The organism is Corynebacterium sp. HMSC074E01, assembly GCF_001808885.1.
Taxonomy (GTDB): Bacteria; Actinomycetota; Actinomycetes; order Mycobacteriales; family Mycobacteriaceae; genus Corynebacterium.
In genome coordinates, this window is the sequence record NZ_KV794847.1 from 328,621 (window position 1) to 355,388 (window position 26,768).

Sequence of the window (26,768 nt, forward strand, 5' to 3'; positions counted from 1 at the left end):
ACACCCCACGGGAAGAAGGAGGTTTTAGGCCATTTTGGGGGAGGCGCGCCGCATCTAGACTTCCACGAGCACGGTGAATGGCCCTTCGTTGACCGAGGAGACGCGCATCATCGCTCCGAAGCGGCCTTCCTCCACGGTGATTCCGCGGTCGCGCAGGCGCGCAACAATTCCCTGAATCACCGGCTCCGCGGCTTCTCCTGGGGCAGCATCTGACCACGAAGGGCGGCGGCCTTTCGCGGTTCGTCCGTAGAGAGTGAACTGGCTGACCACCAGAACTGGCGCACCACTATCGACCACGCTGGTTTCGCCCTCGAGGATGCGCAGCTCAGCGATCTTGCGCGCCATCGTGTCCATCTTCTCTTCCAAGGTCGGGCCGTCGCTAGCGGTGGCGTCACCGCCTGCCTCGACGTCCTCTCGCGATACACCAATGAGTGCCAGGATGCCGCCGGTGTCGGGGCAGGTAATGGACCCAACGACGTCGTTGTTCACGGTGACAGAGGCTTCAGAAACGCGGGTTAAAACAGCACGCATGGGAGGGAAGTACACAGCCTTTCTGTAGAGGAGTTCTTTCTCGGATGAGAAGTCTGCGGGGACTGAAGGAGGAAAGTGGCTCGTAGCGGAGGAACGAGGCTACTCAGTGTTGCTAAAAGCTAGCAGCTCGGTCGGGATGAGAAGCCCATGGCGGATAAGATCCACGATGGCCGGAAGTGCTGCACTGACCAACTCGGCTTCTTCAAAACCCTGCGCGGCAGCGTAGAGCTCGATGGTTTCACCGATGCTCAAACCATTCGGGTTAAGCCCGGCGACAATGGCAGCGAGATGCTCATCGACATCGTGCTGCCAGCGGGGACCATCGGTGCGGCTGAGCCGCAGCGCCGCGCGTTCAAAGCCCATGCCTAGGTCTCCATCGGGCAGTGCAACGTCTTCACGGGCCACCCCGGGGCGCAGCTGCACATGCTTAGTTTCCAATTCACCCGGCACCAGGTTGCGCAGCCATTCGACGCGCGCGAAGTACTCTTCCACTTCAGGGCCGAGCGGATCGATAACTGGCTGCGCCATGGTCTCCGCCAAGATATCCGAGGGCTCGTCCTCACCGATGCGCTGGATGGCCACGAAACCAAACCCGATTCCGGTGACCTCATTTTCACGGAAGTGCTCCAGCCACCGGCGTGACCGCTCTTGGCCTTCATGGCTGCGAACATCCACGGATTCATCGCTCAACCAGGTTGAGACATATAACGCTGGGTCCGCTACATCGCGCTGAATGATCCATGCGGCCACGCCGGTATCCGGCAGCCACGAGGCGACGCGCTGCTGCCATGATTCTTCGCCTTGATGCACCCAGGCTGCGAGTATGTGCGCTGTGCCCCCAGGGTTGAGATGCTCGACTGCCTGGGATACCACTAGCTCGCTTGCTCCATCCAGGTTGAGGCCGGAGTCTCGATAGACATGCCCCACTTCGGGCAAGCCAACCACGAATGGAGGGTTAGCCACAATGCGGTCGAAGCGCTCATTCTCAACCGGTTCGTACCAGGAGCCGTGGCGTAGCTCAACGCGGTCTTCCGCCTCCGCCGCGAGGACGGTGGCGCGGGCGAGTTCGAGGGCTCGCTCATGGACGTCGGTAGCCACAATGCGTTGCGCAGAATCCAGCTGACCGAGGACCTGGACGCCCGAACCCGTGCCCAAATCTAGTACTGATTCCACCGGTGTCGTTGGCGTGGAATGCAACAAAGACAGGCTGGCCGAGCCTACTCCCAACACATGCTCAGAGCCAGGTACGTGATCCACCAGCGATGCATCAACATCGGAGAACACGACACGATTCTTGCCCACGATGATGTGCGGTCGAATGTCATAAGCCACGTAGGCGGTGCCGTGTTCATCGCTGAACACGACACCGCAATCAATGAGCTGGGCAGCTAGGCGCGCACCGAGGACGTCGGAAAGCAGCGTGGCTGGTACATGTTCATGTAGCAAGAAGATACGGATGAGATGGTCCAGGCGGGAATCACCGTTTGCGCCCAGGGCAACTGCGGCGGGCTCTCCGCGATGCAGGGCTTCGGTGAACTCGGGTCCCAGGTGGCCTGCGATGCCATCCGCACTAAACCCTGCGTCCGCAAAGACTCGGGAAAGTTCTGCCGCAACGTCCGCGATGGGGTGTTCCGGGTTCATCGCTGGGCCAAAAGGAGAAGGCTGCTGGGTGCTCACAAGAGAATCCTTAAATGCATCGGGGAGGGAAACAGTGATGTTCTAATCTTCGTGGTCAATTGTGTCAGTTGCAGTACTGTTTGCGTCTGCTCCTGACGAGGGATTGTGCCGCCCAGGCGCGCCGGGCAGTTCACCGTGGGAACCGCTGGTGAGTTCCTCACGTTGCGCCTGCGCCATTTGCCGGGCAAGGGCTGGTTTATAAACAGCTTTTTCGCGTTTGTCTTTCTTTTGACCCCGGCCATTGCCAATGACCACAGCGATCCAGGGGAGAGGGAAGGTGACGGCGACGACGAGGGCAGCGGGAATCCACCACTGCCAAACATAAACCATGGCTCCGGATATCAGGAGGGAGGGAACGCGCAGAAACTGCAGTATGGAGTAGATGATCTCGCGGCGATGCCGGTCTTGACCCGGGGCGAGTTTTGCCGTGGTGATGAGGTGCGTTTCGCGCCCGAATCGACGTCCGCGCCGCTGCCCCGATCGTGGGGTATGGCGGGTGTTATCGCGCGAGTTCGAAGGGGTCATGCCTATCAGCGTAGCTGGAGGACTCGCCAACTTCGATACTGATGCGGCATGATAGTGGGCGTGAGTACGACGACTAAGACTATTGAGCGCCCTGATGTCCGCGAGGATACGTCGACCAACGACGACACCCCGAAGTTCTTCCACTACGTGAAGAAGAACCAGATCCTCGACTCCGCGGTCAACGGCAAGTACGTCGTTGCCCTGTGCGGAGAGACCTTCCCGGTAACCAAGCAAGCCAAGCCTGGTTCGCCCGTGTGCCCTGACTGCGAGCGCGTCTATAAGAGCTTGCGCCGCCGTTAAGCTGTGCATCGACGTTCATCCTGCGTCGATGCCAAACATTAAGGATCGAGAACTTCAGAGAAGCGGGATGTTGGGATAACTAGAGGGGGATAATCGCTGACCGTGTCTACACAGACTCCAGCACAGAGATTTGCCAATAGTGGTTCGCTTCGCGTGTGGCAACGCGCGGCTTTGGATAAGTTCCTAACCACCAAGCCGAAGGATTTCATGGCGGTGGCAACGCCAGGCGCAGGTAAGACTACCTTTGCTCTGCGTGTGGCCACAGAGCTCATGGCGGACCGCACCGTAGAGCGTGTCATCGTGGTGGTGCCCACCGAGCACCTCAAAGTGCAGTGGTCGGAATCCGCCTCCCGCGTAGGGCTAGCGCTCGACCCCAAGTTCACAAACTCCTCGGGAGTCAACCCCGCGATGGACGGTGTCGTGGTGACCTATGCGCAGGTGGGCATGCACCCGTACAAGCACCGCGCGGTTGCCTCGGCGCGGCGCACCCTGGTGATCCTCGATGAGATCCACCACGCCGGTGATGCCAAGAGCTGGGGCGATGGTGTGCGGGAAGCCTATGATGATGCGGAGCACCGCCTCGCGCTGACCGGTACTCCCTTCCGCTCCGATGACTCGCAGATCCCTTTCGTGCGCTACGAGGAGGATGGGGAAGGTCACCTCGTATCCCGCTCTGATCACACGTATGGCTATGGCGATGCGCTTGCTGACGGTGTCGTGCGCCCCGTCGTCTTCCTCAGCTACTCCGGCGAGTCCCGCTGGCGCGATAGTGCCGGTGAGGAACATGCGGCCCGTCTCGGAGATATTCTCAATCCGGAGCAGACCGCCCGCGCCTGGCGCACGGCCCTCGACCCGAAAGGCGAGTGGATCCCCACCGTCTTGCAGGCGGCGCACACACGGCTGATGCAGATGCGCCGCAACATGCCGGACGCCGGCGGCCTTGTGCTCGCTACCGACACGACAACCGCGCGCGCCTACGCCAAGATCCTCAAGCAGATTTCCAATACCCCAGTCTCTGTCATCCTCTCCGATGACCCAGGCTCCTCGGCGCGTATTGCGGAGTTCTCTGAATCCACCGACGAGTGGATGGTGGCCGTGCGCATGGTGTCGGAGGGCGTCGACGTTCCCCGCCTCGCAGTGGGCGTGTATGCCACCTCTGCTTCGACACCGCTCTTCTTCGCACAGGCCATCGGCCGCTTCGTGCGCTCCCGCATGCCCGGCGAGACAGCCTCAGTCTTTCTTCCTTCCGTGCCGGTGCTCTTGGGACTTGCCGAGAACATGGAGAAGCAACGCGACCACGTTCTGGGAGGGGAGAAAAACCCCGACAAGGAAGGCTGGGACGATGAGCTGCTCGAGGACGCCAATAAGAAGAAGTCCGAACCGGACATGCTCGAGCCTTCCTATGAATCCTTAGGCGCGGAAGCAGAATTCTCAGGACTGCTCTACAACGGCTCGCAGTTCACCACGGGCAACATCACCGATGAAGAAGAGGATTTCCTCGGCATCCCCGGGCTTCTCGACGCCGACCAGGTCAAGGACCTTCTGCGCAAGAAGCAGTCCGATGAGCTGGACCGCCGCGAAGCAGAAGAGAAGGCGCGCCGGGCTGCAGAGGCGGCGGAAGAACAACGCCGCAAGCTCTACGGCACCCCACATGCGCCCAAGCGCGGGGCGGAGGCGTCGGCAAGCAGCGCCGGTTCCCAGCCAGGTGTGGTGGATGAGATTTCCGCGTTGCGCAAAGAGCTCAACACAGTAGTGTCTATCACCGCCCAACGCACCGGACGTCCACACGGCGCCATCCACACCGAAGCTCGCAAGGCCTGCGGGGGCCCGCCCACCGCATTGTGTAATGCTGAGCAGCTCCAGGAGCGCATAGATTACCTGCGCAAGTGGTAGCGCGCGGACGCAGTAGAATTCGGCACAGTATCCGGTAGCGCGGGTAGGCTCGGCAGCAATCCGTAAAGAGTGCTCGAGGCCAATGAAAACCTAAGGAGATGGATGATGAAAAAGCTCATCAACTTACCGGACAACGTAGTAGCCGAATCAGTGGAGGGCTTTGCTTTAGCCCACGGTGACATCGTCACTCGCTCCACCGATCCGCTCTTCGTTGCCCGCAAGCAGGGGAAAGAAGACGGCAAGGTTGCCATTGTCTCTGGCGGTGGATCTGGGCACGAGCCGTTGCATGCGGGTTTCGTTGGGCATGGCATGTTGGACGCGGCAGTGCCAGGTGCCATGTTCACGTCGCCTACGCCGGACGCTATCCAAGCCGCCACCGAAGCTGTGAACGCTGGGGCGGGGGTGCTCTACATTGTCAAGAACTACACCGGCGATGTCCTCAACTTTGACACCGCGGCGGAGCTGGCAGAATTCGATGACATTGAGGTCAGCCAGGTCGTTGTCGATGACGATGTTGCGGTGGAAGACTCCACCTTCACCGCCGGTCGCCGCGGCGTTGCCGGAACGCTGTTGGTGGAGAAGCTGGCAGGTGCCGCAGCTGAACGCGGAGATGATCTCGCGGCAGTAACTGCTGTGGCGAAGAAGGTAGTGGAGAATACCGCGACTATGGGAGCAGCGCTTTCTGCCTGCACCGTGCCCCATGTGGGCAAACCCTCCTTCGGCCTCGGGGAAGACGAAGTCGAACTCGGCGTGGGTATCCATGGCGAGCCGGGCCGCAAGGAAATTCCTCTGGTTTCTGCCGATGATGTCACGGACCACCTGCTCGATCCCGTGCTGGCGGATCTTGAACTGAACAAGGGGGAGCGCACTATCGTTGTCGTCAACGGTATGGGAGCCACCCCGGCGTCCGAGCTGTACGTGGTCTATCGTCGCGTCGCCCAGCGCCTGCAGGAGGCAGGCGTGAGCATCGAGCGCTCCCTCGTGGGTAACTTCGTTACCAGCCTAGATATGGCCGGATGCTCCGTTACCGTCATGCGCGCGGACGAGGAAGACCTCGAGCTTTTTGATGACCCGTGCCACACCGCTGCACTACGACAAGGAATGTAGATATGACCAACAGTGCGACATTGTCAACAGCGTGGGCCCAGGCGTGGATGAAAAACTGCGCCGCAGCGGCACACGAACACCGCGAGGAACTCATCGAGCTTGACCGCGCCATTGGGGATAGCGACCATGGTGAAAACGTCGATCGCGGTTTCCGCGCCGTCGTGGAGAAAGTGGATTCGGATATCTCACCGGAGACTTCTTATGTTGCTGATGTGTTGAAGCTGACGGCGAAGACACTTATGTCCACCGTTGGTGGAGCCTCTGGTCCGCTGCTGGGAACAGCTTTCCTACGCGCGGCTAAAGCCGCTGGCCCTGGAGAGATTGATGCGCCCACGACGGTTGCTCTCATTGAAGCCGCACTTGAAGGAATCACCGTCCGCGGTAAGGCAGCTGAAGGGGAGAAGACAATGGTCGATGCCTGGGCACCGGCCGCACGGGCCGCTCGTGATGCGGCGGATGCCGCGAAGAGTCCCGCTGAGGTACTGCGCGCGGCTGCCGACGCCGCAGCAGCAGGCGCGGAGGCGACTATCCCGATGGTGGCCACGAAGGGCCGCGCTTCCTACCTAGGGGAGCGTTCTGCGGGGCACAAGGATCCGGGGGCTACATCCTCGGCTCTATTTATCGCTGCGGCTGCCGACGCCGCCGAAACCCTCAAGGAGGAAGCATAGAATATGGCACAGCCCCGCGTTGGACTCGTTCTCGTATCACACTCGGCCAAGCTCGCTGAAGGGCTGACTGAGCTTGCTGCTCAGATGGCTCCCGACGTGACCATCCTTCCTGCTGGTGGTTTGGAGGAAGGCGGCATCGGAACGTCTTTTGACCTCGTCGAAGGTGCCGTTAGCCATGCACGTGGCCAAGGTCTTAGCGTGGTCGTCCTTAGTGACTTAGGCTCGGCCACGATGACCGTTGAGTCCGTTCTTGAGTTCCTTGACGAAGAGACGGTGAAGTTTGTCGATGCCCCCTTTGTCGAAGCCACTATTGCAGCAGCCACTGCCGCTCAACAGGGTGATGGACTTGCCGCCGTGGTCAAAGCCGCGGAACGCGCCATCGAGGTCTTCCTTCCGAAGCAGTCCTCAGCCACTGCGTCTGCAGACGAGGATAACCCAGACACAAACGCTGGTGAGTACTCACTGACAGTGACTGTGGCCGATGAGGCGGGTCTGCATGCCCGTCCGGCGTCAAGGATTGCAGAGTTGGCTGCGGAAGCAGCAGGGGATGTAACCCTCTCCTGTCACGGAGAGTCGGCAGAGGCAGATTCTGCAATGATGCTGATGTCTCTCGGGGTATCCCAGGGCGCTTCGGTGACCATCAGCGGAGAAGTTTCCGATAAAGACGTCATCGATCGGATCGCCACAGCGATTGAGTTGGGGATCGAAGGCTAGAAATCCCATGAGTCTATCGGCTCCATAGGGTAAAGAAAAGCGGCGAGGAGGGCTAAACCTCCTCGCCGCTTTATTCTTTCAGTTTGCTTAGTCTAGGTAGTCGCGCAGCACCTGGGAACGCGATGGGTGGCGCAGCTTAGACATGGTCTTAGACTCGATCTGGCGAATACGCTCGCGGGTAACGCCGTAGACTTGGCCAATTTCGTCTAAAGTGCGCGGCATGCCATCGGTCAGGCCGAAGCGCAGGCGAACCACGCCGGCCTCGCGCTCGGACAGGGTAGTGAGCACATCCTGGAGCTGATCCTGCAACAAAGTGAAGGACACAGCGTCGACGGCAATGACTGCCTCAGAATCCTCAATGAAATCACCGAGCTGGGAGTCACCCTCATCACCGATTGTCTGATCCAAGGAAATAGGCTCGCGGGCATACTGCTGGATCTCCAGCACCTTTTCCTCAGTGATGTCCATTTCCTTCGCCAGCTCCAGAGGGGTAGGCTCGCGGCCCAAGTCCTGCAACAGCTCACGCTGGATACGGCCCAGCTTGTTGATGACCTCCACCATGTGCACTGGAATGCGAATGGTACGTGCCTGATCCGCCATGGCGCGGGTGATGGCCTGGCGAATCCACCACGTGGCATAAGTGGAGAACTTATAGCCCTTGGTGTAGTCAAACTTCTCAACGGCGCGGATCAGGCCCAGGTTGCCTTCCTGGATGAGGTCCAAGAATGCCATGCCGCGGCCTGTGTAGCGCTTAGCCAAGGACACCACGAGGCGGAGGTTCGCCTCGAGAAGGTGATTCTTTGCCTTGCGTCCATCACGGGCGATGGCGCGCATATCGCGCTTCTCCATGGGAGAGAGCTTGGCGGCCTTGTCGCCCTCGGCACGGGCCTTTTCCATCTCATCCATGCGGTATTGAGCGTACAGGCCGGCCTCGATGCGCTTGGCCAGGGAAACCTCCTGCTCTGCGTTGAGGAGGGCGACCTTGCCGATTTGCTTCAGGTAGGCGCGGACAGAGTCTGCCGAGGCCGTTAGCTCTGCGTCCTTACGAGCCTGACGCAGGGCTGCGGACTCATCCTCATCCCAGACAGATGAGCCGTCATCCTCTTCTTCGGAGTCTTCGCCCTCGAGGTCGTCATCGTCGTCACCGAACTCGTCGTCCTCGTCCAACTCTGCGTTGTCCGGATCGAAGTCGATATCGGCATCGTCGTTGGTTTCGGCATCCAACTCGTCGTTCTGATCCTCTGCGAGCTCTTCAGCAGACTCAGAGCTTTCAGGCGAGGTTGCCTTCTTCGCCGCCGACTTACGCACAGTCTTCTTGGCGGTCTTCTTCGTCGCCTTCTGAGCAGACTTGCGAGTCGTCTTTTTAGCAGCCTTCTTGGCTGTCTTTTTAGCCGTCTTCTTCGCAGTCTTTTTCGCGGTTTTCTTAGCCGTCTTCTTGGCTGTCTTTTTTGCCGTCTTCTTGGCGGTCTTCTGTGCAGGTGCAGATGCCTCGGAGGTGCTCTCGCCCTCGCCGAGTACCTGGTCTGAAGAATCAGTGGCTGCCACGTACGCCCTTTCGACTTGCTCTTTGAGTGGAAACTATGGGGACGCGCAAGTTTATCGCGACTAGTCCCCGATGCTAGCCCGCCTCCGTAATGAGCAGGGGAGGCGCGCCGCTGGATATTCGATAATCGACAGCCCAGTATAGATCATTTTTGTTACCAGGCGGTGACTGGGGTCAACTGGGGAAGATAGGTTCTGCTCGGTTTATGGGCGAATGCCTTCCTTCGCTGCCATTGCGGCCCCGACGATGCCCGCGCGATTGCGGAGCTGAGCTGCAACGACTGGGGTTTCGATGCTCAAGTGCTCGCCCCACTTGTCAAACTTCCGAGAGATTCCGCCGCCGATGACAAAAGCTGAGGGATTAAAAAGCGCCTCGTATTCGTGGAGCACTCGGTTGACGCGCTTTGCCCACTGCTTAGTCTTGAGCCCCTCACGTTCCTTGACCGCGGAAGAGGCTTGGTGCTCTGCCTCCTTTTTCCCGACGATGAGGTGGCCGATCTCCGTATTGGGGAAGAGCTGACCATCGAGCAGGAAGGCGGAGCCGATGCCGGTGCCCAGGGTAAGGAAGATGACAGGGCCGGAGCGCGCAACGTCATCGCCGTAGGCCACCTCGGCGAGGCCGGCTGCGTCGGCGTCGTTAAGCACGGTAAAAGGAGCATCGAGGTACTTGCCCAGCAAGTCCTGCGCGTCGACCCCAATCCATGACTTATCAATATTCGCTGCGCTGCGAATAATCTGTTCTTTGACCACCGCGGGCATAGTAATTCCGACAGGGCCGTCCCAGTTCTTCTCAGCGACGATCTGGGCGATCACCGTGGCAACGGCGTCGGGGGTGGCAGGCTGTGGCGTGGCGATCTTGAGGCGGTCGCCGACGAACTCTCCTGTCGCGAGGTCTACTACGGCACCCTTGATGCCGGAGCCTCCAACATCGATGCCGAAGGCATGGCTATGGTGCTGGGTGCTCGGATTCGTATCCTGCTGCTGTGTTTCTTGCACGGTCATACTGACAGTCTATGTTTAGCCGCCCGATGATGTGGTGATACTTCAGCATTTGCGCCGAAGGTGTGGGGAGAGTCGCTCCGATTTTTGCCGTCTGGCGCATCGTTCCTCAAAGCATTGTGGGTGGGATGTGAGGAGCTTTACCCAGAAAAATCTTCCACGATGCGAAAGGCGCAAACTCGCAGCTCACAACTATGAAAGCAGGAGCGGAGGGGGTAATAGGGTGAGTCGCGTGGTGCCCCCACGGCGGGGCGAGTGTGACAGGCGGGCCTGTGTGGTTTAGGATGCCGTCGATAAATACACGTACCTATCTATCTAACTCACAGAGGCAAGTATTATGGCCACCGACTATGACGCACCGCGTCGCCGCGCTGAAGATGAGCTCGAGGCTGACTCCCTCGAGGGCTTGAAGGCGGCTGAAAATGACAACAATGGCATGGATGACGATGGCGAAATCGTCGAGGCTTTCGAGCCGCCGTCAGTAGACCTGACGGGCGAGGAACTCAACGTCACTGTCGTGCCGCGCAAGGAAAACGAGTTCACCTGCTCCGTGTGCTACTTGGTGCAGTCCAATAAGCGCCTGGACCATGAAGAAGACGGGCAGCCCGTCTGCATGGACTGCGCTTAGCTCATAGGGGTTCAGCCAATTAGCTGATCTAATGAGCTCCCTGGTTTTGCACGCAGCATTTAGGCCTTGGCAGCAGCGGCCTGTTCGGGAACGAAGGCCGTAAGTAGCTTGTCGGGATTCTTAGAGCCGATCAGCCAATAAGGTGTCGGGTCCTCTGGGTCATCGAGGACAAGCATCACATGTTCTGGCACCCAACCATGCGTCACGAGGAATGCAGCGGGATCGAGCTGTGGGCCCAACGCATTGCGACGCGCGGTGGCCGGCACCGCGGTGCTGCGGGAGACGACATCATGCGGCAGCTGCGCATCCTTCACAGTGAGCCACCGCGTGCCGTCGGCATCTTGTTCCACTTGCACCACCGTGTTGGACCAAGCTAAGAGAACCCACGCGGCGATGGCGCTGAGCAGAATAGCGGGGATGATGACCCACATGATTCCGCGGTTGAGGCTGACCGTGGCTGTAGAGATCGCCACAACGGCGGCCGCCATCAACCACCAGTGCCACGGCACCCACTGGCGCTCGCGGTAAAGGATGACGGGGGATTCGGCAGCCGTCGAGGGGGAAGCAGACGAAGAACTCGAAGTCATGGCTTCAGAGTCTAGTCGTCGGGGAAGGGGAGAACCCAACGCGCCGAGTAGACGCAGCCTCTAGGCCCCAGCCCGTGAGTAGGGCACGGCGGGGGCAAGGTAGGCTGGGCCGCGTGAATGAGCAACATCCCCTCGTAGATCCGGTAAGTCCTTTTGGTGAGATTCAGGTCAAGCGCCTTGATAAGGAGCTTCCGCTGCCGCAGCGCGCCCACCGTGGCGATGCCGGTGCGGATCTCTATGCTGCACACGATGTCACTCTGCGTCCCGGCGAGCGGGCTTTAGTTGGCACGGGTATAGCCCTTGCCCTGCCGATGGGCACGGTTGGCTTGGTCCACCCTCGCTCCGGCCTGGCAGCCAAGCACGGGATTTCCGTGGTTAACACACCAGGCACCATCGATGCGGAGTACCGCGGTGAGATTAAAGTCTGCCTTATTAATCACGACCCAGTAGAAACTTTTGAGGTTGAGCGGGGAATGCGTATTGCCCAGCTCCTTGTGCAACGCGTGGAGTTGGTGGGTTTCCGTGAGGTTGAGGAACTCGATGACACCGCTCGCGGTGAAGGCGGTTACGGCTCCACTGGCGTCAACTGACTCGAATAGACCGGTAACACACACGAATTAAGGAAGGCACTAACCATGGCGATGTGGCCCTTTGGCAAAAAGAAGAAGGACGAGAATAAGACAGAGGACGCGGGGAAGAACCCGGATGTCCGTCAGGACGAGGCTGTTTCGGAGGCAGCAGAGGCCGTGGACGATACCGTTGCCTCGGCTCCTGCCGATTCCAACGCTGGCCTAGTCCGGGAAGACAACGATGATTCTCATGGTGTTACCGGGCTGAAGGCCGTGGCACATGATGCCATCAACGGGGAGATGGGACCCTACGACGGCGATAACGTTGATATTGCCGAGTTCAACTTTGAGGATTTTTCGGTTGGTTTGCTGGACTTGGGTTCCATGCGTATCCCGCTGCCCAAGGGCTCGCAGGTCCAGGTGGAGATGGGCCAAGACGGCCCGCGCATGCTCCACATCCTTACCCCGCACGGCCGCATGACCCCCGTGGCCTTTGCCGCGCCGCGCACGCCAGGGCAATGGGCGGAATCTGCGGAGGATATCGTCCAAGGCTTGGAAGCCGATGGGTTTGCCGCGCACCCAGAGGACGGGCCTTGGGGATCTGAAATTGTTGGCTCCAGCGACAAGGGCGGTATCCGCATCATCGGCGTGGAGGGACCGCGGTGGATGTACCGATTGACCCTGGCTGCCCCGGCGGGCAAGGAAGAAGAGCTCGCAAAGCTGGGGCGTGAAGTCGTCGCCCGCACCTTCATCTATCGTGGTGAGGAGCCTATCCTGGCCGGAAGTTCGCTTCCTGTTATGCTGCCGCAGCGACTCGCTGAGCAAGTTCAGCAGGCCCTGAAGGAGCGCCAGCAGCAGGCCGCCGATGCAGACAACGCTGCAGCACCGGAGGCAGGATCAGCTACCGAGGGCGCCGAGAACGCCGCGGAAGCCCAAGCCCGCGAACAGTTGCGGGACCTCGAAGACAACGAGAAGAACTAGACCCTTAAACGTTGTTTTCTTTCCCCGGCACTAGCGAAAAGGATTCTTAGAACACGTGACCACCCCTACGCCTGAAGAGCACGATTTCACCGAGCGCGGCACCGACCCCAACCCCGCATATACCGCGGGGCCGAGTACCGATACGTCACCGCAGGCAAGGGCCGTGGTCCCAGATGCCGAGGCGGAACCATCGTTGCTCGAACAGATGGGAGGCCTGACTGGGCTCGTGTCTGCGACCTTGCCAGTGCTGGTTCTCATCCCAGTCAATAACGTTTGGGGTCTGGGACCAGCTCTGGCTGCGGCGCTCGGCGTGGCATTGGCCATCAGCCTGTGGCGTTTGGCCCGCAAGGAGACTCTGCAACCAGCTTTCTCCGGGCTATTGGGAGTGGCTATTTGCGCCGCCATTGCGTGGTTTACCGGGGATGCCAAGGGATACTTCCTTTACGGAATTTGGATGTCGCTCGTACTGTTCATCGTGGCGGTGATCTCCATCATCGTTCGTTGGCCGCTCGTGGGCGTGGTCTGGAAGGGCCTCAACGGCGATGACATGGGGTGGCGCACAATCCCGAAGGCTCGGCAGGCTTATGCCTTGGCAACGGCGGGGTGGGCCGCAGTCTTCATCGCCCGGTTCATAGTGCAGCGCGCGTTATACGACGCCGATGAAACCACCACCCTCGGCATCGTTCGCATCCTCATGGGGTGGCCGTTGACCGGAATCGTCACCATCCTGACAGTCTGGATGGTGCGCCGCGCCAACGCTGCTGTTGAGGAAGCGCAGGGCTCCGAAAATACTCAAGGAGAAAACTCATGACTAAGACTGAGCGGAACGCTGAGAGCGCAGCCATCACCAAAGGCCAGTCTTTCGATACCACCATCGAGCGCATGGGACACGGCGGTGTCGGAATCGGCGCAGCACCCGACGGGCGTGTGTGTTTTGTCCCCGGCGCCTTTCCCGGAGACCAGGTGACGGTAACCGCCACAAAGGTGAAGAAATCCTTCGTCGAAGCGGAAGTCAATGCAGTGCTCAAGGCAAGCCCTGACCGCGTTGAATCTGCGTGCCCGGCTGCGCAGCGAGGTGCAGGGTGCTGCGATTTCGCCGAGCTAGATTCCGCGGCGGAACCAGGCATCAAGGTCGCGGTTTTGCGGGACCAGCTGCGCCGAGTGGCTCGCCTCGAGGAGGTGCCCGACATTGAATCCATCGATGTGGCGCCCCAGCGTGGATGGCGCACGCGGGTGAGGTTGGGTGTCGACAAGCAAGGCCGTGCCGGCGTGCGCAAGCGTGGCTCCACGGAGCTGATTACGGATGTGGCCTGCAGCCAGCTGGCACCGGGCCTCGTTAGCGGTCTGGTGGGACCGGAGGCTCGCACATTTAGCCCTGGCGCGGAGGTCATCGCGGTTGTGGACAGCGACGGTAACCGGCACGTCGTGGAGACCCGGAAAGCGCCGCGCGGCCGACGCATCGAGACCATTCGGGAGGTCATTGAAGCCCCGACGCAGGACGTAGTTCAACGTGCAGATGGCCACGAGTTTCACTTTCCGCCCACCGCCTTTTGGCAGGCGCACATCGGCGCACCCGATACCTACACGCGCCTGGCACGCCAGTGGCTCGCGGCAGAGGCTGGAGAGAATAAACCTGCACAGGAATCCGAGGCCGCTGCAGTGGCTTGGGATCTCTATGGAGGAGTGGGGCTGTTTGTTCCCGCTCTTGCTGAAGTCACCGCACCTGAGGGCGGCCATACTACGGTGTATTCCGTCGACTACTCGCCGGCGGCCGCGGCAGCGCAGCCGGGGCTTGCGGACATTGATGTGCACTTCCGGACGGCTAAGGTGGAGCAGGCCGCAAGCCAGCTGCCGCGGCCAGCAACGGTTATTTTGGATCCCCCGCGTACCGGTGCGGGTGTTGAGGTGGTGGAGGCCATTGCTGCCGCGGCGCCGCAGCGCGTCCTTCACATTGGCTGTGACCCCGCGACGTTTGCACGTGATATCGCTGCATGGTCTGAGCACGGCTACCGTATAGAGCGTTTAGCCATGGTGAATGCCTTTCCGGGAACACACCATTTTGAGACCTTGGCGCTGCTGGTTCCTGCGGCATAAGGCAGGATGCATCCGCGGTGGAAGATCCCGGGGTAATGATTGACGTGTCACGTGTATAAGCGGGTACGGTGGTAGAGAAGAAAACGATCGATGAAGGGGTTTAAGGCAAGCTCTATGGGCATTCTGGATTCCATTCAATCACCAGGCGATCTCAAAGCCCTGAGCAAGACGCAACTGGTTGAGCTCGCGGCGGATATCCGCCAGCGCTTGATTGAGAAGGTGTCCGCTACGGGCGGTCACCTCGGGCCCAACCTGGGCGTTGTGGAGCTCACGGTGGCGATCCACCGCGTCTTCGATTCCCCGCGGGACCCCATCGTCTTCGATACCTCCCATCAGTCTTATGTGCACAAAATGCTCACCGGCCGTGCCAACCAGTTTGATTCCTTGCGCCAGAAAGGCGGCTTATCTGGGTACACGGACCGTGGGGAATCGGAACACGACTGGACCGAATCCTCACACGCCTCGGCAGCGCTATCCACGGTGGACGGCCTTTCCAAGGCATTCAAGATTCGTGGTGAATCGCACCGCAATGCTGTGGCGGTCGTCGGTGATGGTGCCCTCACCGGTGGCATGTGCTGGGAGGCACTGAACAACATCTCTGCGGATAAAGACCGCAACGTCGTCATCATCGTTAACGACAATGGCCGCTCCTATTCGCCGACCATTGGTGGACTTTCGGAGAACCTCGGGCGCATTCGTGCACAGCATGGTTATGACGAGTTCATGGAGCTGGGCAAGAAGCGCCTGAAGTCGATGGGCTGGGTGGGCGAGCGTACCTTTGATGCTCTGCACGCAGTCAAGGAGGGCGTAAAGTCCACCGTTCTGCCCACCGAGATGTTCCCAGAGCTGGGAATCAAATACATTGGCCCCATCAATGGCCACGATATCGACGCGGTGGTCCGGGCGCTGAGCTATGCCCGGGACTACGACGGTCCCATCATCGTGCACACCGTCACGGAGAAGGGGCATGGCTTTGCCCCGGCGGTCAATGAGCCGAAGGACCAGATGCACTCCACCGGAGCTATCGACCCGGTCACCGGTGTATCCAAGGGACAGAAGCAGCCGGGATGGACTGCGGCTTTTTCCGAGGAACTCATCAAGGCCGGTCATGCGCGCGAGGATATCGTGGCTATTACCGCTGCTATGGCGGGGCCGACGGGCCTTGCGCCCTTCCAGGAGGAATTCCCAGAGCGATTCTTCGATGTTGGCATCGCGGAACAGCATGCCATGGCCTCCGCCTCCGGTTTAGCGCTGGCAGGAATGCACCCAGTGGTGGCTGTGTACTCCACCTTCCTTAACCGTGCAGTCGACCAAGTTGTCATGGACATTGCGCTGCTCAAGCTGCCCGTCACCATCGTGCTCGACCGCGCCGGTATCACGGGCTCTGATGGCCCTTCGCACAACGGAGTGTGGGACATGGCGTTGATGAGCATCGTCCCGGGGATGCGCATTGCCGCACCACGCGATGGCGCTCGTCTGCGTGAGCTTTTCAATGAGGCCATTGCTATTGAGGATGGTCCCACGGTGGTGCGCTTCCCTAAGGGCAATCTCCTGGAGGACCGTGAGGCGATCAAGCGCCTCGATGACGGGGTAGACATCTTGCGCTATACCGATGCTGCCGAATCACCGACTGAGGCAACCGATGTGCTCATCGTCTCCGTCGGAGCGATGAGTGCTCGTTCCTTGGGTGCTGCCGAGTTACTGGAAGCACAAGGTTTCAACGTGACCGTCGTCGATCCGCGCTGGCCGGTACCAGTCCCGCAATCCGTTGTTGCGTTGGCGGCAGATCATGATCTTGTGGTCACGGTGGAGGACGGCCTCTTGCGGGGCGGCGTTGGTTCAATGGTTGCGGAGGCACTCGACGCCGCTGATGTAGATACCCCGGTGCATCGCCTCGGCGTGCCTGGTTGCTTCCCGAAGCATGCCAGCCGCGGAGAAATCCTCGAGGAATTCGGGCTGACCCCGGAGGGCATCGCGGAATCCGTGAATGAGTGGGTAGCTACGCGGAGCTAAAAGCGCGGGGGAGCGGGGTGCTACCGCGCCAGTCCGCGACGCAGGAGCGGCGTGGACAGCTCCACCTGCCATTCGCGCGCGCCCTGGGAACGCAGGAAGTCGGGGATATCGGCGTCTGCTGCGATTTCGCCCGCCACGCCGCCTTCAGGTCCGCAGGCCGCCCAGACTACAGTGCGGACCAAGCTGGGTTTGAGGATCAGTTCGTAGCTCATGCCCAGATCTTCACCGAGGTCTTCGAAATCACCACGGATCTCGGTATAGAGCTGCCATAGCTCGGGGAAATCCCGGTTAAAAACTGATTTGGAAGGAACCGGGTGTGGGCTGCGCAACGCCTTCGGCCACTGCTGGCGCGGGCTAGCAAGGGCGGTCTCGACGGCATCGAACCAGCGCAAGGTGGCGCCGCCGCGGCGCCGAGGGAAGCCTTTAATCTGGTTGATTTCGTGCGGGGAATGGGGTACGCGGCGCGCGATTTCTACGAGCACGCGGTGCGGCAGCACTCGGTTCGGTGCGATGTCCTGGGAGCGGGCGATGGATTCGCGTCGCTGCCACAACTCACGGGCTACCGCGAGTTGCTCACGGGAGCGTAGAGAGGAGACGCCCTTAAGATCCCGCCAGGAACGAGGCTCGGGGCCAGTGATACGTGCGTGGTCTTCGACAATCTTCTCAAACTCTTCATAAGCCCAGTCGAGCTTGTCCTGTTCCGCAAGAATATCTCGCAGTGTCACGGCGAGCTCGTTGAGAAGCTCCACGTCGAGCGCCGCATAATTGCGCCACTTCCGCGGGATGGGGGTTTCGGACCAGTCGGAATCGCCGTAGCCTTTCTCCAGTTCAACGTCGAAAAGCTCCAGCACCATTGCGGCCAAGTTAGGGTGTGCGAAACCGGCGAAGCGGGCAGCCAGCTCAGTATCGAACAGTAAGCCTGGGTATAAACCTAGCCACGCTAGGCTAGGGAGATCGGAGGGGGCGGCATGGACCACCCACTCTTGTCCATTGAGCACCGGTGCGAGTGCTACGCGGAGCTCATCGCGGTGGTGCTCGGGGGCGAACAAAAACGTGCCCGCACCTTCTCGGCGGATTTGCACGAGGAAGGCGCGGTCATCAAAACGGTAGGACGAGGCGCGTTCGGTGTCGATGGCAAATGGCCCAGTTCCCGAAGCTAAGCGGGCGGCACCGGCCTGAAACTCACGGGGAGAAAGCAGGACTTTCGGCGTTCCATCAACCGGTACCTGGCGCAATTCGCTCATCTTAGCGTCCGAGTTCGGCTACGCCCTCTGGTGGCAGACCAGCGACGAGGGAGAGGACTTGCGCAAAAGCTTCGACGTGTGGGGCGAGATCCAGGCCGGATGCGGTCCACGAGGCGCGCATTTCTAATTGGTAGGCGCGCGGTGGTCCGCCGATTTCGCCGAAACGAACGGAAGCGGTCGAGGTGACGGTGCCGCCCAAGTTCGTATGGGTAGCCTCGCGCACGTCGAGGGATTCAGTGAGCCATTCCCAGGCGACGTCGGGAAGCAGCGGGTCGCCGGCGACAGCATCGTCCAAGTCTGCCTGGATGTAGGCCACCAGGCGCATCGCCCCTTCCCAGGCTTCTTCCGCACCTGGGTCGTGCAGCAGGATGAGGCGGCCGAAGGCATCGCCTTCAGAGTCAGTAGGGATGAGGTCCCCGTGTTCTTTGCGCTCAACCTCGAGGCCGATGGCGTGGCTGAATGGGGCCAGGCGTTGCGGTGGGCGGATGGTGCCCAAGGTGATTTCTGGGCGCAGCTGTGCGGCATGGAGGGACTCGACGGCCTCCGTGAAGGCGGTCGGAGTGCTCGGCTCCGCAGGGCGCGATTCGGTAGAAGAGGCGGCGGCGCGATCGTGCAGGTTGGTCGGTGCCCCTGCGAGGTTGCGCGAAGAAACGTCGGAATTGCTCACGGGGATCAAAGTATAAGCTCCGCCCGTGTGGCGGTGGAAGGCGCGCCGAAAGGCTAGTGGCGCGCGGGGGCGCCTCCAACTTATGATGGATAAGAAACTCTGTCGGTTGAAAGAAGGAGAAAGGCATGTCGAAGGTCAACTTCGCCGAGCTCAACAAGGTCCAGCGCTATTCGCAGCACGCGGTATTTCAGGTCATCCCGGGTGCGTTGGGAACGGAGCGCGAGGAGATCGTCGCGCAGGCGCAGAAGTTCTTCTCTGAGCTTGAGGAAGCAGGCGTGGTTACCGTGCGCGGTATCTATGATCTGTCCGGGATGCGGGAGAGCGCTGATTACATGATCTGGTGGCACGCGGAAGAATTCGCCGACATTCAGAAGGCCTTCGCGGACTTCCGCCGCGAGACCGTCCTGGGCCAGGTTTCTGAGGTGACGTGGGTAGGAAATGCTTTGCACCGCCCGGCAGAGTTCAACAAGTCTCACCTGCCGTCCTTCATTATGGGCGAGGAGCCCGGTGAGTGGATTTCCGTTTACCCCTTCGTGCGCTCTTACGACTGGTACACCATGGATGAGGAAAAGCGCCGCCGTATCCTCATGGAGCACGGTATGCAGGCGCGCGACTACCCGGATGTGCGCGCGAACACTGTGCCGGCCTTCGCACTGGGTGACTACGAGTGGATCCTGGCCTTTGAGGCCCCGGAACTGCACCGCATCGTGGACTTGATGTACCTGATGCGCTACACCGAGGCTCGCCACCACGTGCGCGAGGAGATTCCCTTCCACACCGGCCGTCGCGTGAAGGACGTGGCTGAGCTCATCACGATCCTGCCTTAAAGGGGCGCGATTTTGCCGGAAGCCGGTTGAGGAGTTAGTCCTCGACCGGCTTTTCTTCTAGATCAAGGCAGATGGAATTAATGCAATAGCGCAGGTCCGTGGGCGTATCGTAGCCTTCGCCTTCGAAGACGTGACCGAGGTGGGACTCGCAGCGAGCACAGAGCACCTCGATGCGGCGCATGCCCAGCGAATTGTCCTCGCGCTCTATGACGGCGTCGCCGGCCAAGGGGGAGAAGAAGGACGGCCAGCCGCAGTGCGATTCAAACTTTTCCGTGGAGCGGAAGAGCTCGGCGCCGCAGGCTCGGCAGGAGTACACGCCCTCGGTGGTGGTGTTGGTGTATTCACCGACGTGCGGTGCTTCCGTTCCGGCCTCGCGCAGGACGCGGTACTCCTCGGCGCTTAGCCGCTTGCGCCATTCGGTATCAGCAATGAGCTTGAAATCAGTCATGCGGGGATTTTATCGCCCGCCTGAGGCTTTGGGCTAGCCCCTCGTTCCGCGGACCACCAGCCGGCCACGGAGGCGGCGCTCACCACAATGAGCAGTCCCCAGCCAATCGTGGCGATGAAGACGCTCATCCAGTGTGCGGCGGTGGGCATGCTTGTCGACGTCCATTCGAGCGGCGCCAAGAATAAAAATGCGGCCAACCATGCTCCCCACGTGCGGAAGACCGAGCGCTCGAGCATCACAGTAAACAGCATGGGGATAAGCCACATGGAGTAGTACTGCTGGCCTAAGGAAGAAAGGAAGAAGATTCCGACCATGATGGCACCACTGGTGCTCAGCGCCCAGAAGGTGGGCTCACTTTCGCGCCAGCGCAGCAGACCGAGGATCGCCACTGCGGCCAGGGCCGCGAAGAGCAACCAGATGGGGTAGTAGACGATGCCGGGGAGTTCGAAGTAGGCGCGCACACCCGGCCAGGAGGCGTTGGCATAATCGCGCGTGGTGGCCAGGTAGGGAAGAAGGTTGGCGCGGAAGCCCTCCACGCCCGGAACGAACGGCCAAGCCGCAAGGTTGCTCACCAGCGGTATGGCCACGCCCAAACCTACAGTGAGCCAGCGCTTGCGCACCAAGGCGAGGAAGAGCAGCGGGGCAAATTGCGGCTTGACCAAGATTGCCAGCCCGATGCACAAGCCAGCGGCCCACCCGTGTTTATCCAGCAAAGCCAGGAACGCCACCATCGCGAGCAGAAGCACGCCGTTGATGTTGGTAAAGACCAACGTGTTGATGACTGATTCGGTAGCGAAGGCTGCGGCGATACTGACCGGCCACAGCGGGCCTCGCAGGCTGTGGCCTACGAAGCGGGTCAGCACGGCCAAAGCGGCAATGATGGCGGCGGCGTTGGCCAGAATGAAGGCGATGCGCGCGTGTTCCTCGGACACGAGACCCAAGGGGGACAGGAGAACCGTGGCGCCTGGGTTATACAGGTAGAGCGGTTCGACGAAAGAATAGTTTTGCTCGTAGACCGGGGTGCCCTCCCACAGGTTCCGGATCGCGCGGTAGACGGTGCCGAAATCATCAGTCACCGTGCCGTTGAAGGCGAGCACGAAGATGCGATGAAAGACCAAGACGATGGCGGCGGGCCACGCGGCGGCCGTCCATAGTCGCGCAGGAGCTGAGAGTGAGGGAGCCGGAGAAGTCACGGCAGCACAGTTTACGGGGTCTGAGTGCGCCGGTAGCGCAGAAACACCGTGTTGGCGACGGCGGTGACGTTCTCCAGCTCGAGCTTAAGCGCGGGGGAGGTGGCCTCGCCGTTAACGACGGGCTTTTCGACGGAAGGGGATAGGTGCGGATCAAGCGTCAAATAAAGCTTGTCCACGAGGCCTTCTGCGATAAAGGCGGAGTAGACGGATGGTCCACCTTCGCAACTGATGCGGCGTGCGCCCTGGGCGCGAAGAGCTGAAATAGCCTCGCTCATGGTTCCGGTACCTGTGCTGATGATTTCGGCACCAGCGTCGGCTAAGCGCCGTGCCTCGGGTGAAGATGCGCGTTCCTCCGGGGTGAGAACAACGGGGCCAGAGGCTATAAAATCTTCGAACCCTGCAAAGTCAAGGGAGTGGCTGAGTACAGCGAGGCGCGTGTTGCTCGCGGGCCCATAGGATTCTGCCTTCACCGTTGCTGAGCCCACCACGGTAACCTCGGCCCATTCGCGCAAGGCCGCGAAGAGCTCGGCGTCAGTGTCGTTGCCCATCGGACCTGAGGTTCCGTCGATGGTTGCGGATCCGTGGAGCGTACTCACGGCGTTGAGTCGGATGCCCTCACTATCAGGGCCAAGCAGCGTGTCGATGAGTGCGGTGTTGTCCATATGGCCAGCGTACGTGCCCTAGGCTCAGACTCAAGTGCGAGCAAAAGTCTGGGTTAAGGATGGTCCGATAAACGAAAAAAGACCGCAGCTAGACTGCGGTCTTAAAGAGTGGTCCTAGCTGGGATTGAACCAGCGACCTTTCCGGTGTGAACGGAACGCTCTCCCACTGAGCTATAGAACCTCGGTGCAGAACTTAAAGTACACTGCGGTGATGGCAACCCCCTAATCGTCCAGCTCAACTAGGGTGAGCAGAGTTTGACGGAGCTTGTAGCTCAAGGTGGTGGGGCACGCCGGTGTGCTGTGTTGTCGAAGTCTCAATGACATCGATGTAATCTACCTGCTGCGGTGCGGCCTGCGAATAGTGCTGTGGGCTGCGGATTTGGAAACTGGGGCGGTGCACGATAAAGTTTCTTCTCGCACCACGGCATACCAGCCGGGAACGTGCAATGCGGATGTAGCGCAGTTGGTAGCGCATCACCTTGCCAAGGTGAGGGTCGCGAGTTCGAGTCTCGTCATCCGCTCCAAGACTTTCTTGATATCACGCTTATTGGTATCGATGAACGGAAGGTCTTGATAAATGCATAAGCGCGATTAGCTCAGTGGGAGAGCGCTTCCCTGACACGGAAGAGGTCACTGGTTCAATCCCAGTATCGCGCACAAGGACTTAGTCCTAGAAACCGGGCCTGGTTTCGAATGCGGATGTAGCGCAGTTGGTAGCGCATCACCTTGCCAAGGTGAGGGTCGCGAGTTCGAGTCTCGTCATCCGCTCCAGCACATGTAGTGTGTGAGGCGGTATCGCCACGGTGGAATGGCCGAGTGGTGAGGCAACGGTCTGCAAAACCGTGCACACGGGTTCGATTCCCGTTTCCACCTCAAGAGCTGGCACCCAATTCTGGGTGCAGTGAGCGCGTTTAGCTCAGCGGGAGAGCGCTTCCCTGACACGGAAGAGGTCACTGGTTCAATCCCAGTATCGCGCACAAGGAGTTCCTTGCGGACTCCATGGCAAGCTCCGCCTTGCCACGCGGATGTAGCGCAGTTGGTAGCGCATCACCTTGCCAAGGTGAGGGTCGCGAGTTCGAGTCTCGTCATCCGCTCCACATTGAGTGCCCCTCCAGTTTGGAGGGGTACTTTTGGTTTTCTGTATTACGACTTCCAAGGCCGGCGGAGGGGGCTCTTCCCCGTCGACGAGAGAACCGCCAGCCGACTGTTTATGATGTTTCTCACAGTCTTGCCGTCTCAAGAAAGCAGACATCATGAAAGCCATTTCTCCACCTTTGTCTTCCCCGCAGGGCCTGTTACGCGGGGTCTTTGCTATTCTCGCAGTGCTTGTCATCGCGTTTCTCAGCCCGGCGTCGGTGCCAGCTTTTGCACAGAATCCCACAGGGGTGACTTCCAGTGCCGAGCCGAGCTCTGAAGCTGACCCCAATGGGGGTGCCGCCGATTCTCAGAGTGGTGCAACGATGCTTGTCCTCGACTCCTCTGGCTCGATGAATGTGCAAGACGCTGGCGGGCAGACTCGTCTCGACGCGGCGAAAGACGCAACGAAGAAATTCGTATCTGAACTCGGTGGCACCATTCCACTGGGACTCGTTACCTATGGCGGTACGGTCGACGAGGCACCAGAGAACCAAGAAGCAGGGTGCCAGGACATCCACGTGGTCAGCGGTCCTAAAGAGGACGTAGGGGACTCCTTCACGGGTCCTAATTGATGCACTCCAGGCGAAGGGCTATACCCCGATTGGTGATTCCCTGAAGAAGGCCGCCGAGGGATTGGGCGGTCAGCACGGCACCATTGTGCTTGTCTCTGATGGAATCGATACCTGCGCGCCGCCGCCAGTATGTGAGGTGGCCAAGGAACTCCACGAGCAGGGCATTGACCTAGTCATCAACACCATTGGCTTTAACGTCGATGAGGAAGCCCGCAAGGAGCTTTCCTGCATTGCAGACGCCGCAGGCGGCGAATATCTCGACGCCGATGATGCAGACTCACTGGCGTCAATGATTAAGAAGGCCGCTGGACGCGCCGCGGACATCTACCAATCCGATGTCGAACACATTGAAGGTAGCAAAGATATCTCACAGCCAACGGAGCTGCCGCGTTGGGAGTCAGGAGAGGACTTCATCTTTCGTGCCGAGTTGGATGCCCCGCCGAATGCTGGCAAGGAGTCTCGTACCGACTTCCATGCTGAGTCATGGTCTATCCCCGTCAAGCCGGGTGAGCGCTATGTGGCGACGATGTACAAGACACTCGAAGGTGCAGTGGGAACACCGAACGACCTGTTTTTGAAGACGTTTTTCGGCGATGGTAGGGAACCGCCAACGGGTACGCATGGTGGTGACGAAGGCGCAGATGATTGCACAGCTGACTGGGACAGTGCGGACACCGGCTCTGTATCTGAGGCCTTGCCAAACACTAGCGCGTATACCTACGAAATCGGTTCCAAGAATTGCCAGGGCGACTTAGTCTTGACGGCGATGCGCGCAGGCCAGTACAAGGCCGATGAACCTATCGACGTGGAGATCCTGCTTCACCGTGTTGACCCAGTATCCAACATTGACGAGCTTGTAAGTGGTCTTAGCAGCGAGCTGGACGGCGAACTCCATGCCAACGCCAACGGTGCTGAACAGATGGCTCCCGGAAACTGGTTTGACAATGCCACGGAGCTTCGTAGCGGTCAGACCATCGAAAGCGACATTGTTCAGGGCGAAGCGCACGTCTACAAGGTCCCCATGAAGGAAGGGCAGCAGTTGGCTGCCGCAATTAGAGCTGGAGAGGTTTCGGATGAGAAGGCTCTTCAGTACTCAGGCCTCGATGTGTCTATTCTCAATCCAGTTCGTGAGAAAGCTGGAGAGCATGAGTTTTTGATCTGGCCCAATGAGGGGGATGAGGGATCGGCTTCGGCAGCAAGCCCTACTGCTTTTACCAACCGCTTCAGCTCGGATTCCGCACCCTCTTATGGCAACGCGAACTGGTTGGAGGGGGACTACTACATCGTGGTGACGCTAGGAGCGGGCAAGGGGGATGATTTAGGGGAGAGCGGCGACAACCTCACTGATAAGCATGCCACCATGAAGTATTACCTCACGTCCAAAGTGTTGGGTGATCCTATTCAGGGGCCGAAGTACGAGCCAGTCAGGGACAAAACCGAAGAGTCTCGCCCTTTGGACGGAATCAAGACGGATGCGAAGGAGCAAGGTCGCGGTGCCGATGACAAGTCCGGTAAGACGATGAGGGGGCTTCTATACGTACTGGGGCGGCGGGCCTTATCTTCTTGATTGCTCTCATTGTCCTTCTGGTATTTCTTCTCCGAGGTCGTGGAAGGTAAAACTCGCAGCAAACGCTCGCGATGAAACATTTTTCAACAAGATTCGCTGCGGCGGGGAACTTTCCTCCTCGTCGCAGCGACTAGTTGTTAACCTCGCACATTCCGTGCGGGGTAAGGATTGGCTCGAGGATCCCTCCCGGCGATAGGATGAGGGAACCTTCAATCAAAAGTTTCATCAGACCATCAAGGAGTAGTCCGGGAAATGCAGCTGCGTCAGGTCACTACGGGAATTGCCGCTGGGGCCGCGGGCCTTGCGATTGGGTTGTCCGCGCCGCTAGCGGTGGCACATGACTCAGTCATTGGCGGAAACGTGGTGGGTGACGCACCGCTGGAGGAATTCCCCCGCGAAATCACGCTGGAGTTCTCTGGTATTCCCCGGGATGACTTCAATACTTTTGCCGTGAGCGATAAGTCAAGCGGCGAGGTGCTTTTTGACGCCACCCCAACCATTGATGGCCGCAATCTCACTGTTGAGGTTCCTCAGGACATTGAACCTGGTGATGGTGAATACCAGGTAGGTTTCCGCATTACCTCCTCCGATGGTCACTCCACGCTCGGTTCCGTGCCGTTTAGCGTGGGCTCTGGGGCCGGCGGGAATGAGGCCGCAGATGCTTCGGCCGATGGCTCCCAGGAAGGCGAAGAGGCACAGGAGTCTCAGGATCCGTTGAGTTCCTTGCCCACCGCGGCCAAATGGATCATTGGCGTAGGAGCGGTTCTCGTCGTCGGCGCAGCGCTCTTTGCCTTCGGAGCAAAGACCCGCCGCGCAGGTGGAGAAGGCTCAGAAGACTAAACACCACCCGCCTCCGATGAGGCGAGGGTCAATCCGCACTTTCCTTAACTACTGTTACTGCAGAAAGGCATGTTCCATGCTGAATACCCGTTCTTTCCTCCGAGTCTCCCTGGCGGCTCTCGCGGCTGGTAGCCTGACCTTGGCGGCTTGCTCCCCGAGCGAAGAGGATTCCGCCGCAGCTCCGTCGAGCGCTGCAACCAGCGCTGAGAAGGACAAGGATGCAGAGACCAGTGCTTCGGCTTCTTCCTCCGCTGAGTCTGGCGTAACTTTCGAGGATGCTGTTGTGCGCGCTATGGAGAAGGACTCCGATATGACCGCTATCTTCGGCACTCTCCACAACGACACGGACAAGGACATCAACGTGGTTGGCTTCAGCTCTTCGGTGAAGGCGAAGCACTACGAGATCCATGAGGTTGTCGATGGCGTCATGCAGGAGAAGGAAGGCGGCTTCGATATTCCTGCCGGCGAATCCCTCGAGCTCGCGCCGGGCGGTTTCCACTTCATGTTGATGGGAGTGACCGAGCCTGTTATGGCCGGCGAGACTGCCACCCTCACACTGGAGCTTGCCGACGGTTCCACGATCGAGCTCGGTGACATCCCGGTGCGCACCATTGGTGCCGGCGATGAAGACTACGGCGATATGGGCCACATGAACCACGGCGATATGGACCACGGATCCATGGACCATGCAGAGCACATGGACCATTCGGAGTCCGCAGACATGTCTGACATGAAGAAGGAAGAGCACGCGCACTAGAAACCAGCGTGTTCCGGGCCAAGGTA

27 protein-coding genes and 7 tRNA genes are annotated in these 26,768 nt (G+C 59.9%); 22 read left to right on the forward strand and 12 right to left on the reverse strand.

Annotation, left to right across the window (positions count from 1 at the left end; all coding sequences use genetic code 11):
- Positions 1 to 54 precede the first annotated feature (54 nt).
- The 3 genes from dtd to HMPREF2537_RS12490 form a co-directional block, all read right to left on the reverse strand.
- Entirely contained in the window at positions 55 to 531 is a 477-nt protein-coding gene (gene dtd, locus HMPREF2537_RS07545) for a D-aminoacyl-tRNA deacylase (RefSeq protein ID WP_070527251.1), read from the reverse strand.
- Between the two features lie 99 nt (positions 532 to 630).
- Positions 631 to 2,172 carry a DUF7782 domain-containing protein gene (locus tag HMPREF2537_RS07550; RefSeq protein WP_210383638.1) on the reverse strand — a complete coding sequence of 514 codons (1,542 nt, stop codon included), beginning with the start codon at positions 2,170 to 2,172 and terminating at the stop codon, positions 631 to 633.
- Positions 2,173 to 2,250: 78 nt separating this feature from the next.
- The gene (locus HMPREF2537_RS12490; RefSeq protein WP_083298990.1) at positions 2,251 to 2,733 is read right to left on the reverse strand and encodes a DUF3099 domain-containing protein; all 483 of its coding nucleotides are present in this window, start codon (positions 2,731 to 2,733) and stop codon (positions 2,251 to 2,253) included.
- A 48-nt stretch (positions 2,734 to 2,781) separates the two neighbouring features.
- On the opposite strand from HMPREF2537_RS12490, the gene HMPREF2537_RS07560 reads away from it, so the two are divergent.
- From HMPREF2537_RS07560 to dhaM, 5 genes are all read left to right on the forward strand, one after another.
- Complete coding sequence (locus tag HMPREF2537_RS07560; protein ID WP_012715089.1) at positions 2,782 to 3,033, forward strand: DUF3039 domain-containing protein; 252 nt, start codon at positions 2,782 to 2,784, stop codon at positions 3,031 to 3,033.
- Positions 3,034 to 3,135: 102 nt separating this feature from the next.
- Positions 3,136 to 4,926, forward strand: a complete 1,791-nt coding sequence (locus tag HMPREF2537_RS07565; protein WP_070527260.1) for a DEAD/DEAH box helicase — start codon at positions 3,136 to 3,138, stop codon at positions 4,924 to 4,926.
- Between the two features lie 105 nt (positions 4,927 to 5,031).
- Positions 5,032 to 6,033, forward strand: a complete 1,002-nt coding sequence (gene dhaK / locus HMPREF2537_RS07570) for a dihydroxyacetone kinase subunit DhaK (protein WP_070527264.1) — start codon at positions 5,032 to 5,034, stop codon at positions 6,031 to 6,033.
- Between the two features lie 2 nt (positions 6,034 to 6,035).
- Complete coding sequence (gene dhaL / locus HMPREF2537_RS07575; protein ID WP_070527267.1) at positions 6,036 to 6,701, forward strand: dihydroxyacetone kinase subunit DhaL; 666 nt, start codon at positions 6,036 to 6,038, stop codon at positions 6,699 to 6,701.
- 3 nt (positions 6,702 to 6,704) lie between these two features.
- Positions 6,705 to 7,415 (forward strand): dihydroxyacetone kinase phosphoryl donor subunit DhaM, encoded by a 711-nt coding sequence (dhaM, locus tag HMPREF2537_RS07580; protein WP_070527270.1) that lies wholly within the window; start codon positions 6,705 to 6,707, stop codon positions 7,413 to 7,415.
- Positions 7,416 to 7,502: 87 nt separating this feature from the next.
- On the opposite strand, the gene HMPREF2537_RS07585 is transcribed toward dhaM, so the two are convergent.
- Both HMPREF2537_RS07585 and ppgK read right to left on the reverse strand, forming a co-directional pair.
- On the reverse strand, positions 7,503 to 8,960 hold the full coding sequence (locus HMPREF2537_RS07585; protein ID WP_070527273.1) for an RNA polymerase sigma factor: 1,458 nt from the start codon (positions 8,958 to 8,960) through the stop codon (positions 7,503 to 7,505).
- A gap of 201 nt (positions 8,961 to 9,161) precedes the next feature.
- On the reverse strand, positions 9,162 to 9,959 hold the full coding sequence (gene ppgK / locus HMPREF2537_RS07590; protein ID WP_070527276.1) for a polyphosphate--glucose phosphotransferase: 798 nt from the start codon (positions 9,957 to 9,959) through the stop codon (positions 9,162 to 9,164).
- A 334-nt stretch (positions 9,960 to 10,293) separates the two neighbouring features.
- Here ppgK and HMPREF2537_RS07595 point away from each other — a divergent pair, with 334 nt between their 5' ends.
- Positions 10,294 to 10,584, forward strand: coding sequence for a DUF4193 domain-containing protein (locus HMPREF2537_RS07595; protein ID WP_070446770.1), 291 nt, complete (start codon positions 10,294 to 10,296; stop codon positions 10,582 to 10,584).
- 59 nt (positions 10,585 to 10,643) lie between these two features.
- On the opposite strand, the gene HMPREF2537_RS07600 is transcribed toward HMPREF2537_RS07595, so the two are convergent.
- On the reverse strand, positions 10,644 to 11,171 hold the full coding sequence (locus tag HMPREF2537_RS07600; protein ID WP_070527279.1) for a DUF3093 domain-containing protein: 528 nt from the start codon (positions 11,169 to 11,171) through the stop codon (positions 10,644 to 10,646).
- A 113-nt stretch (positions 11,172 to 11,284) separates the two neighbouring features.
- On the opposite strand from HMPREF2537_RS07600, the gene dut reads away from it, so the two are divergent.
- From dut to dxs, 5 genes are all read left to right on the forward strand, one after another.
- Positions 11,285 to 11,761 carry a dUTP diphosphatase gene (gene dut, locus HMPREF2537_RS07605; protein WP_010190213.1) on the forward strand — a complete coding sequence of 159 codons (477 nt, stop codon included), beginning with the start codon at positions 11,285 to 11,287 and terminating at the stop codon, positions 11,759 to 11,761.
- Between the two features lie 45 nt (positions 11,762 to 11,806).
- Positions 11,807 to 12,721, forward strand: coding sequence for a DUF3710 domain-containing protein (locus HMPREF2537_RS07610; protein ID WP_070527282.1), 915 nt, complete (start codon positions 11,807 to 11,809; stop codon positions 12,719 to 12,721).
- Between the two features lie 55 nt (positions 12,722 to 12,776).
- Positions 12,777 to 13,532: a DUF3159 domain-containing protein gene (locus tag HMPREF2537_RS07615; RefSeq protein ID WP_070527285.1), complete on the forward strand. Its 756-nt coding sequence runs from the start codon at positions 12,777 to 12,779 to the stop codon at positions 13,530 to 13,532.
- Positions 13,529 to 14,815, forward strand: coding sequence for a class I SAM-dependent RNA methyltransferase (locus HMPREF2537_RS07620; RefSeq protein ID WP_070527288.1), 1,287 nt, complete (start codon positions 13,529 to 13,531; stop codon positions 14,813 to 14,815). The genes HMPREF2537_RS07615 and HMPREF2537_RS07620 overlap by 4 nt, the downstream gene beginning before the upstream one ends.
- 114 nt (positions 14,816 to 14,929) lie before the next feature.
- Positions 14,930 to 16,828, forward strand: coding sequence for a 1-deoxy-D-xylulose-5-phosphate synthase (gene dxs, locus HMPREF2537_RS07625; RefSeq protein WP_070527290.1), 1,899 nt, complete (start codon positions 14,930 to 14,932; stop codon positions 16,826 to 16,828).
- Between the two features lie 20 nt (positions 16,829 to 16,848).
- Here the strand turns inward: dxs and HMPREF2537_RS07630 are convergent, their stop codons facing one another.
- Entirely contained in the window at positions 16,849 to 18,072 is a 1,224-nt protein-coding gene (locus HMPREF2537_RS07630) for an HRDC domain-containing protein (RefSeq protein WP_070527293.1), read from the reverse strand.
- 1 nt (position 18,073) lies between these two features.
- Positions 18,074 to 18,688 carry a DUF3000 domain-containing protein gene (locus HMPREF2537_RS07635; protein WP_070527607.1) on the reverse strand — a complete coding sequence of 205 codons (615 nt, stop codon included), beginning with the start codon at positions 18,686 to 18,688 and terminating at the stop codon, positions 18,074 to 18,076.
- Between the two features lie 176 nt (positions 18,689 to 18,864).
- Between HMPREF2537_RS07635 and hemQ the strand changes: the two genes are divergently transcribed.
- Complete coding sequence (gene hemQ / locus HMPREF2537_RS07640) at positions 18,865 to 19,566, forward strand: hydrogen peroxide-dependent heme synthase (protein ID WP_070527296.1); 702 nt, start codon at positions 18,865 to 18,867, stop codon at positions 19,564 to 19,566.
- A 34-nt stretch (positions 19,567 to 19,600) separates the two neighbouring features.
- Here the strand turns inward: hemQ and msrB are convergent, their stop codons facing one another.
- The 4 genes from msrB to HMPREF2537_RS07660 all read right to left on the reverse strand — a co-directional run bounded on the left by msrB (position 19,601) and on the right by HMPREF2537_RS07660 (position 22,050).
- Entirely contained in the window at positions 19,601 to 20,014 is a 414-nt protein-coding gene (gene msrB / locus HMPREF2537_RS07645) for a peptide-methionine (R)-S-oxide reductase MsrB (protein ID WP_070527299.1), read from the reverse strand.
- On the reverse strand, positions 20,011 to 21,207 hold the full coding sequence (locus HMPREF2537_RS07650) for a glycosyltransferase family 87 protein (protein WP_070527302.1): 1,197 nt from the start codon (positions 21,205 to 21,207) through the stop codon (positions 20,011 to 20,013). The genes msrB and HMPREF2537_RS07650 overlap by 4 nt, the downstream gene beginning before the upstream one ends.
- Before the next feature lie 11 nt (positions 21,208 to 21,218).
- Positions 21,219 to 21,869, reverse strand: a complete 651-nt coding sequence (locus HMPREF2537_RS07655) for a dihydrofolate reductase family protein (protein WP_070527305.1) — start codon at positions 21,867 to 21,869, stop codon at positions 21,219 to 21,221.
- Between the two features lie 109 nt (positions 21,870 to 21,978).
- Positions 21,979 to 22,050: transfer RNA gene (locus HMPREF2537_RS07660), tRNA-Val, on the reverse strand.
- 267 nt (positions 22,051 to 22,317) lie between these two features.
- Between HMPREF2537_RS07660 and HMPREF2537_RS07665 the strand changes: the two genes are divergently transcribed.
- The 10 genes from HMPREF2537_RS07665 to HMPREF2537_RS07705 all read left to right on the forward strand — a co-directional run bounded on the left by HMPREF2537_RS07665 (position 22,318) and on the right by HMPREF2537_RS07705 (position 26,742).
- Positions 22,318 to 22,393, forward strand: a tRNA-Gly gene (locus HMPREF2537_RS07665).
- A 61-nt stretch (positions 22,394 to 22,454) separates the two neighbouring features.
- A tRNA-Val gene (locus HMPREF2537_RS07670) sits at positions 22,455 to 22,526 on the forward strand.
- A gap of 38 nt (positions 22,527 to 22,564) precedes the next feature.
- Positions 22,565 to 22,640: transfer RNA gene (locus HMPREF2537_RS07675), tRNA-Gly, on the forward strand.
- 31 nt (positions 22,641 to 22,671) lie between these two features.
- A tRNA-Cys gene (locus HMPREF2537_RS07680) sits at positions 22,672 to 22,742 on the forward strand.
- Between the two features lie 32 nt (positions 22,743 to 22,774).
- A tRNA-Val gene (locus HMPREF2537_RS07685) sits at positions 22,775 to 22,846 on the forward strand.
- A 44-nt stretch (positions 22,847 to 22,890) separates the two neighbouring features.
- Positions 22,891 to 22,966, forward strand: a tRNA-Gly gene (locus HMPREF2537_RS07690).
- Positions 22,967 to 23,122: 156 nt separating this feature from the next.
- The gene (locus HMPREF2537_RS12900) at positions 23,123 to 23,578 is read left to right on the forward strand and encodes a VWA domain-containing protein (RefSeq protein WP_210383632.1); all 456 of its coding nucleotides are present in this window, start codon (positions 23,123 to 23,125) and stop codon (positions 23,576 to 23,578) included.
- A gap of 61 nt (positions 23,579 to 23,639) precedes the next feature.
- Positions 23,640 to 25,145, forward strand: a complete 1,506-nt coding sequence (locus HMPREF2537_RS07695; RefSeq protein ID WP_210383633.1) for a vWA domain-containing protein — start codon at positions 23,640 to 23,642, stop codon at positions 25,143 to 25,145.
- A 252-nt stretch (positions 25,146 to 25,397) separates the two neighbouring features.
- Positions 25,398 to 25,985 carry a copper resistance CopC family protein gene (locus HMPREF2537_RS07700; RefSeq protein ID WP_070527308.1) on the forward strand — a complete coding sequence of 196 codons (588 nt, stop codon included), beginning with the start codon at positions 25,398 to 25,400 and terminating at the stop codon, positions 25,983 to 25,985.
- 76 nt (positions 25,986 to 26,061) lie between these two features.
- Positions 26,062 to 26,742, forward strand: coding sequence for a copper chaperone PCu(A)C (locus HMPREF2537_RS07705; protein WP_083298991.1), 681 nt, complete (start codon positions 26,062 to 26,064; stop codon positions 26,740 to 26,742).
- The last annotated feature ends 26 nt before the right edge of the window (positions 26,743 to 26,768 follow it).

Coding starts and splice junctions, on each gene's coding strand:
- dtd (WP_070527251.1), bottom strand. CDS start 531: ATGCGTGCTGTTTTAACCCGCGTTTCTGAAGCCTCTGTCACCGTGAAC.
- HMPREF2537_RS07550 (WP_210383638.1), bottom strand. CDS start 2,172: ATGAACCCGGAACACCCCATCGCGGACGTTGCGGCAGAACTTTCCCGA.
- HMPREF2537_RS12490 (WP_083298990.1), bottom strand. CDS start 2,733: ATGACCCCTTCGAACTCGCGCGATAACACCCGCCATACCCCACGATCG.
- HMPREF2537_RS07560 (WP_012715089.1), top strand. CDS start 2,782: ATGATAGTGGGCGTGAGTACGACGACTAAGACTATTGAGCGCCCTGAT.
- dhaK (WP_070527264.1), top strand. CDS start 5,032: ATGAAAAAGCTCATCAACTTACCGGACAACGTAGTAGCCGAATCAGTG.
- dhaL (WP_070527267.1), top strand. CDS start 6,036: ATGACCAACAGTGCGACATTGTCAACAGCGTGGGCCCAGGCGTGGATG.
- dhaM (WP_070527270.1), top strand. CDS start 6,705: ATGGCACAGCCCCGCGTTGGACTCGTTCTCGTATCACACTCGGCCAAG.
- ppgK (WP_070527276.1), bottom strand. CDS start 9,959: ATGACCGTGCAAGAAACACAGCAGCAGGATACGAATCCGAGCACCCAG.
- HMPREF2537_RS07595 (WP_070446770.1), top strand. CDS start 10,294: ATGGCCACCGACTATGACGCACCGCGTCGCCGCGCTGAAGATGAGCTC.
- HMPREF2537_RS07600 (WP_070527279.1), bottom strand. CDS start 11,171: ATGACTTCGAGTTCTTCGTCTGCTTCCCCCTCGACGGCTGCCGAATCC.
- HMPREF2537_RS07610 (WP_070527282.1), top strand. CDS start 11,807: ATGGCGATGTGGCCCTTTGGCAAAAAGAAGAAGGACGAGAATAAGACA.
- HMPREF2537_RS07620 (WP_070527288.1), top strand. CDS start 13,529: ATGACTAAGACTGAGCGGAACGCTGAGAGCGCAGCCATCACCAAAGGC.
- dxs (WP_070527290.1), top strand. CDS start 14,930: ATGGGCATTCTGGATTCCATTCAATCACCAGGCGATCTCAAAGCCCTG.
- HMPREF2537_RS07630 (WP_070527293.1), bottom strand. CDS start 18,072: ATGAGCGAATTGCGCCAGGTACCGGTTGATGGAACGCCGAAAGTCCTG.
- hemQ (WP_070527296.1), top strand. CDS start 18,865: ATGTCGAAGGTCAACTTCGCCGAGCTCAACAAGGTCCAGCGCTATTCG.
- msrB (WP_070527299.1), bottom strand. CDS start 20,014: ATGACTGATTTCAAGCTCATTGCTGATACCGAATGGCGCAAGCGGCTA.
- HMPREF2537_RS07655 (WP_070527305.1), bottom strand. CDS start 21,869: ATGGACAACACCGCACTCATCGACACGCTGCTTGGCCCTGATAGTGAG.
- HMPREF2537_RS12900 (WP_210383632.1), top strand. CDS start 23,123: ATGAAAGCCATTTCTCCACCTTTGTCTTCCCCGCAGGGCCTGTTACGC.
- HMPREF2537_RS07700 (WP_070527308.1), top strand. CDS start 25,398: ATGCAGCTGCGTCAGGTCACTACGGGAATTGCCGCTGGGGCCGCGGGC.
- HMPREF2537_RS07705 (WP_083298991.1), top strand. CDS start 26,062: ATGCTGAATACCCGTTCTTTCCTCCGAGTCTCCCTGGCGGCTCTCGCG.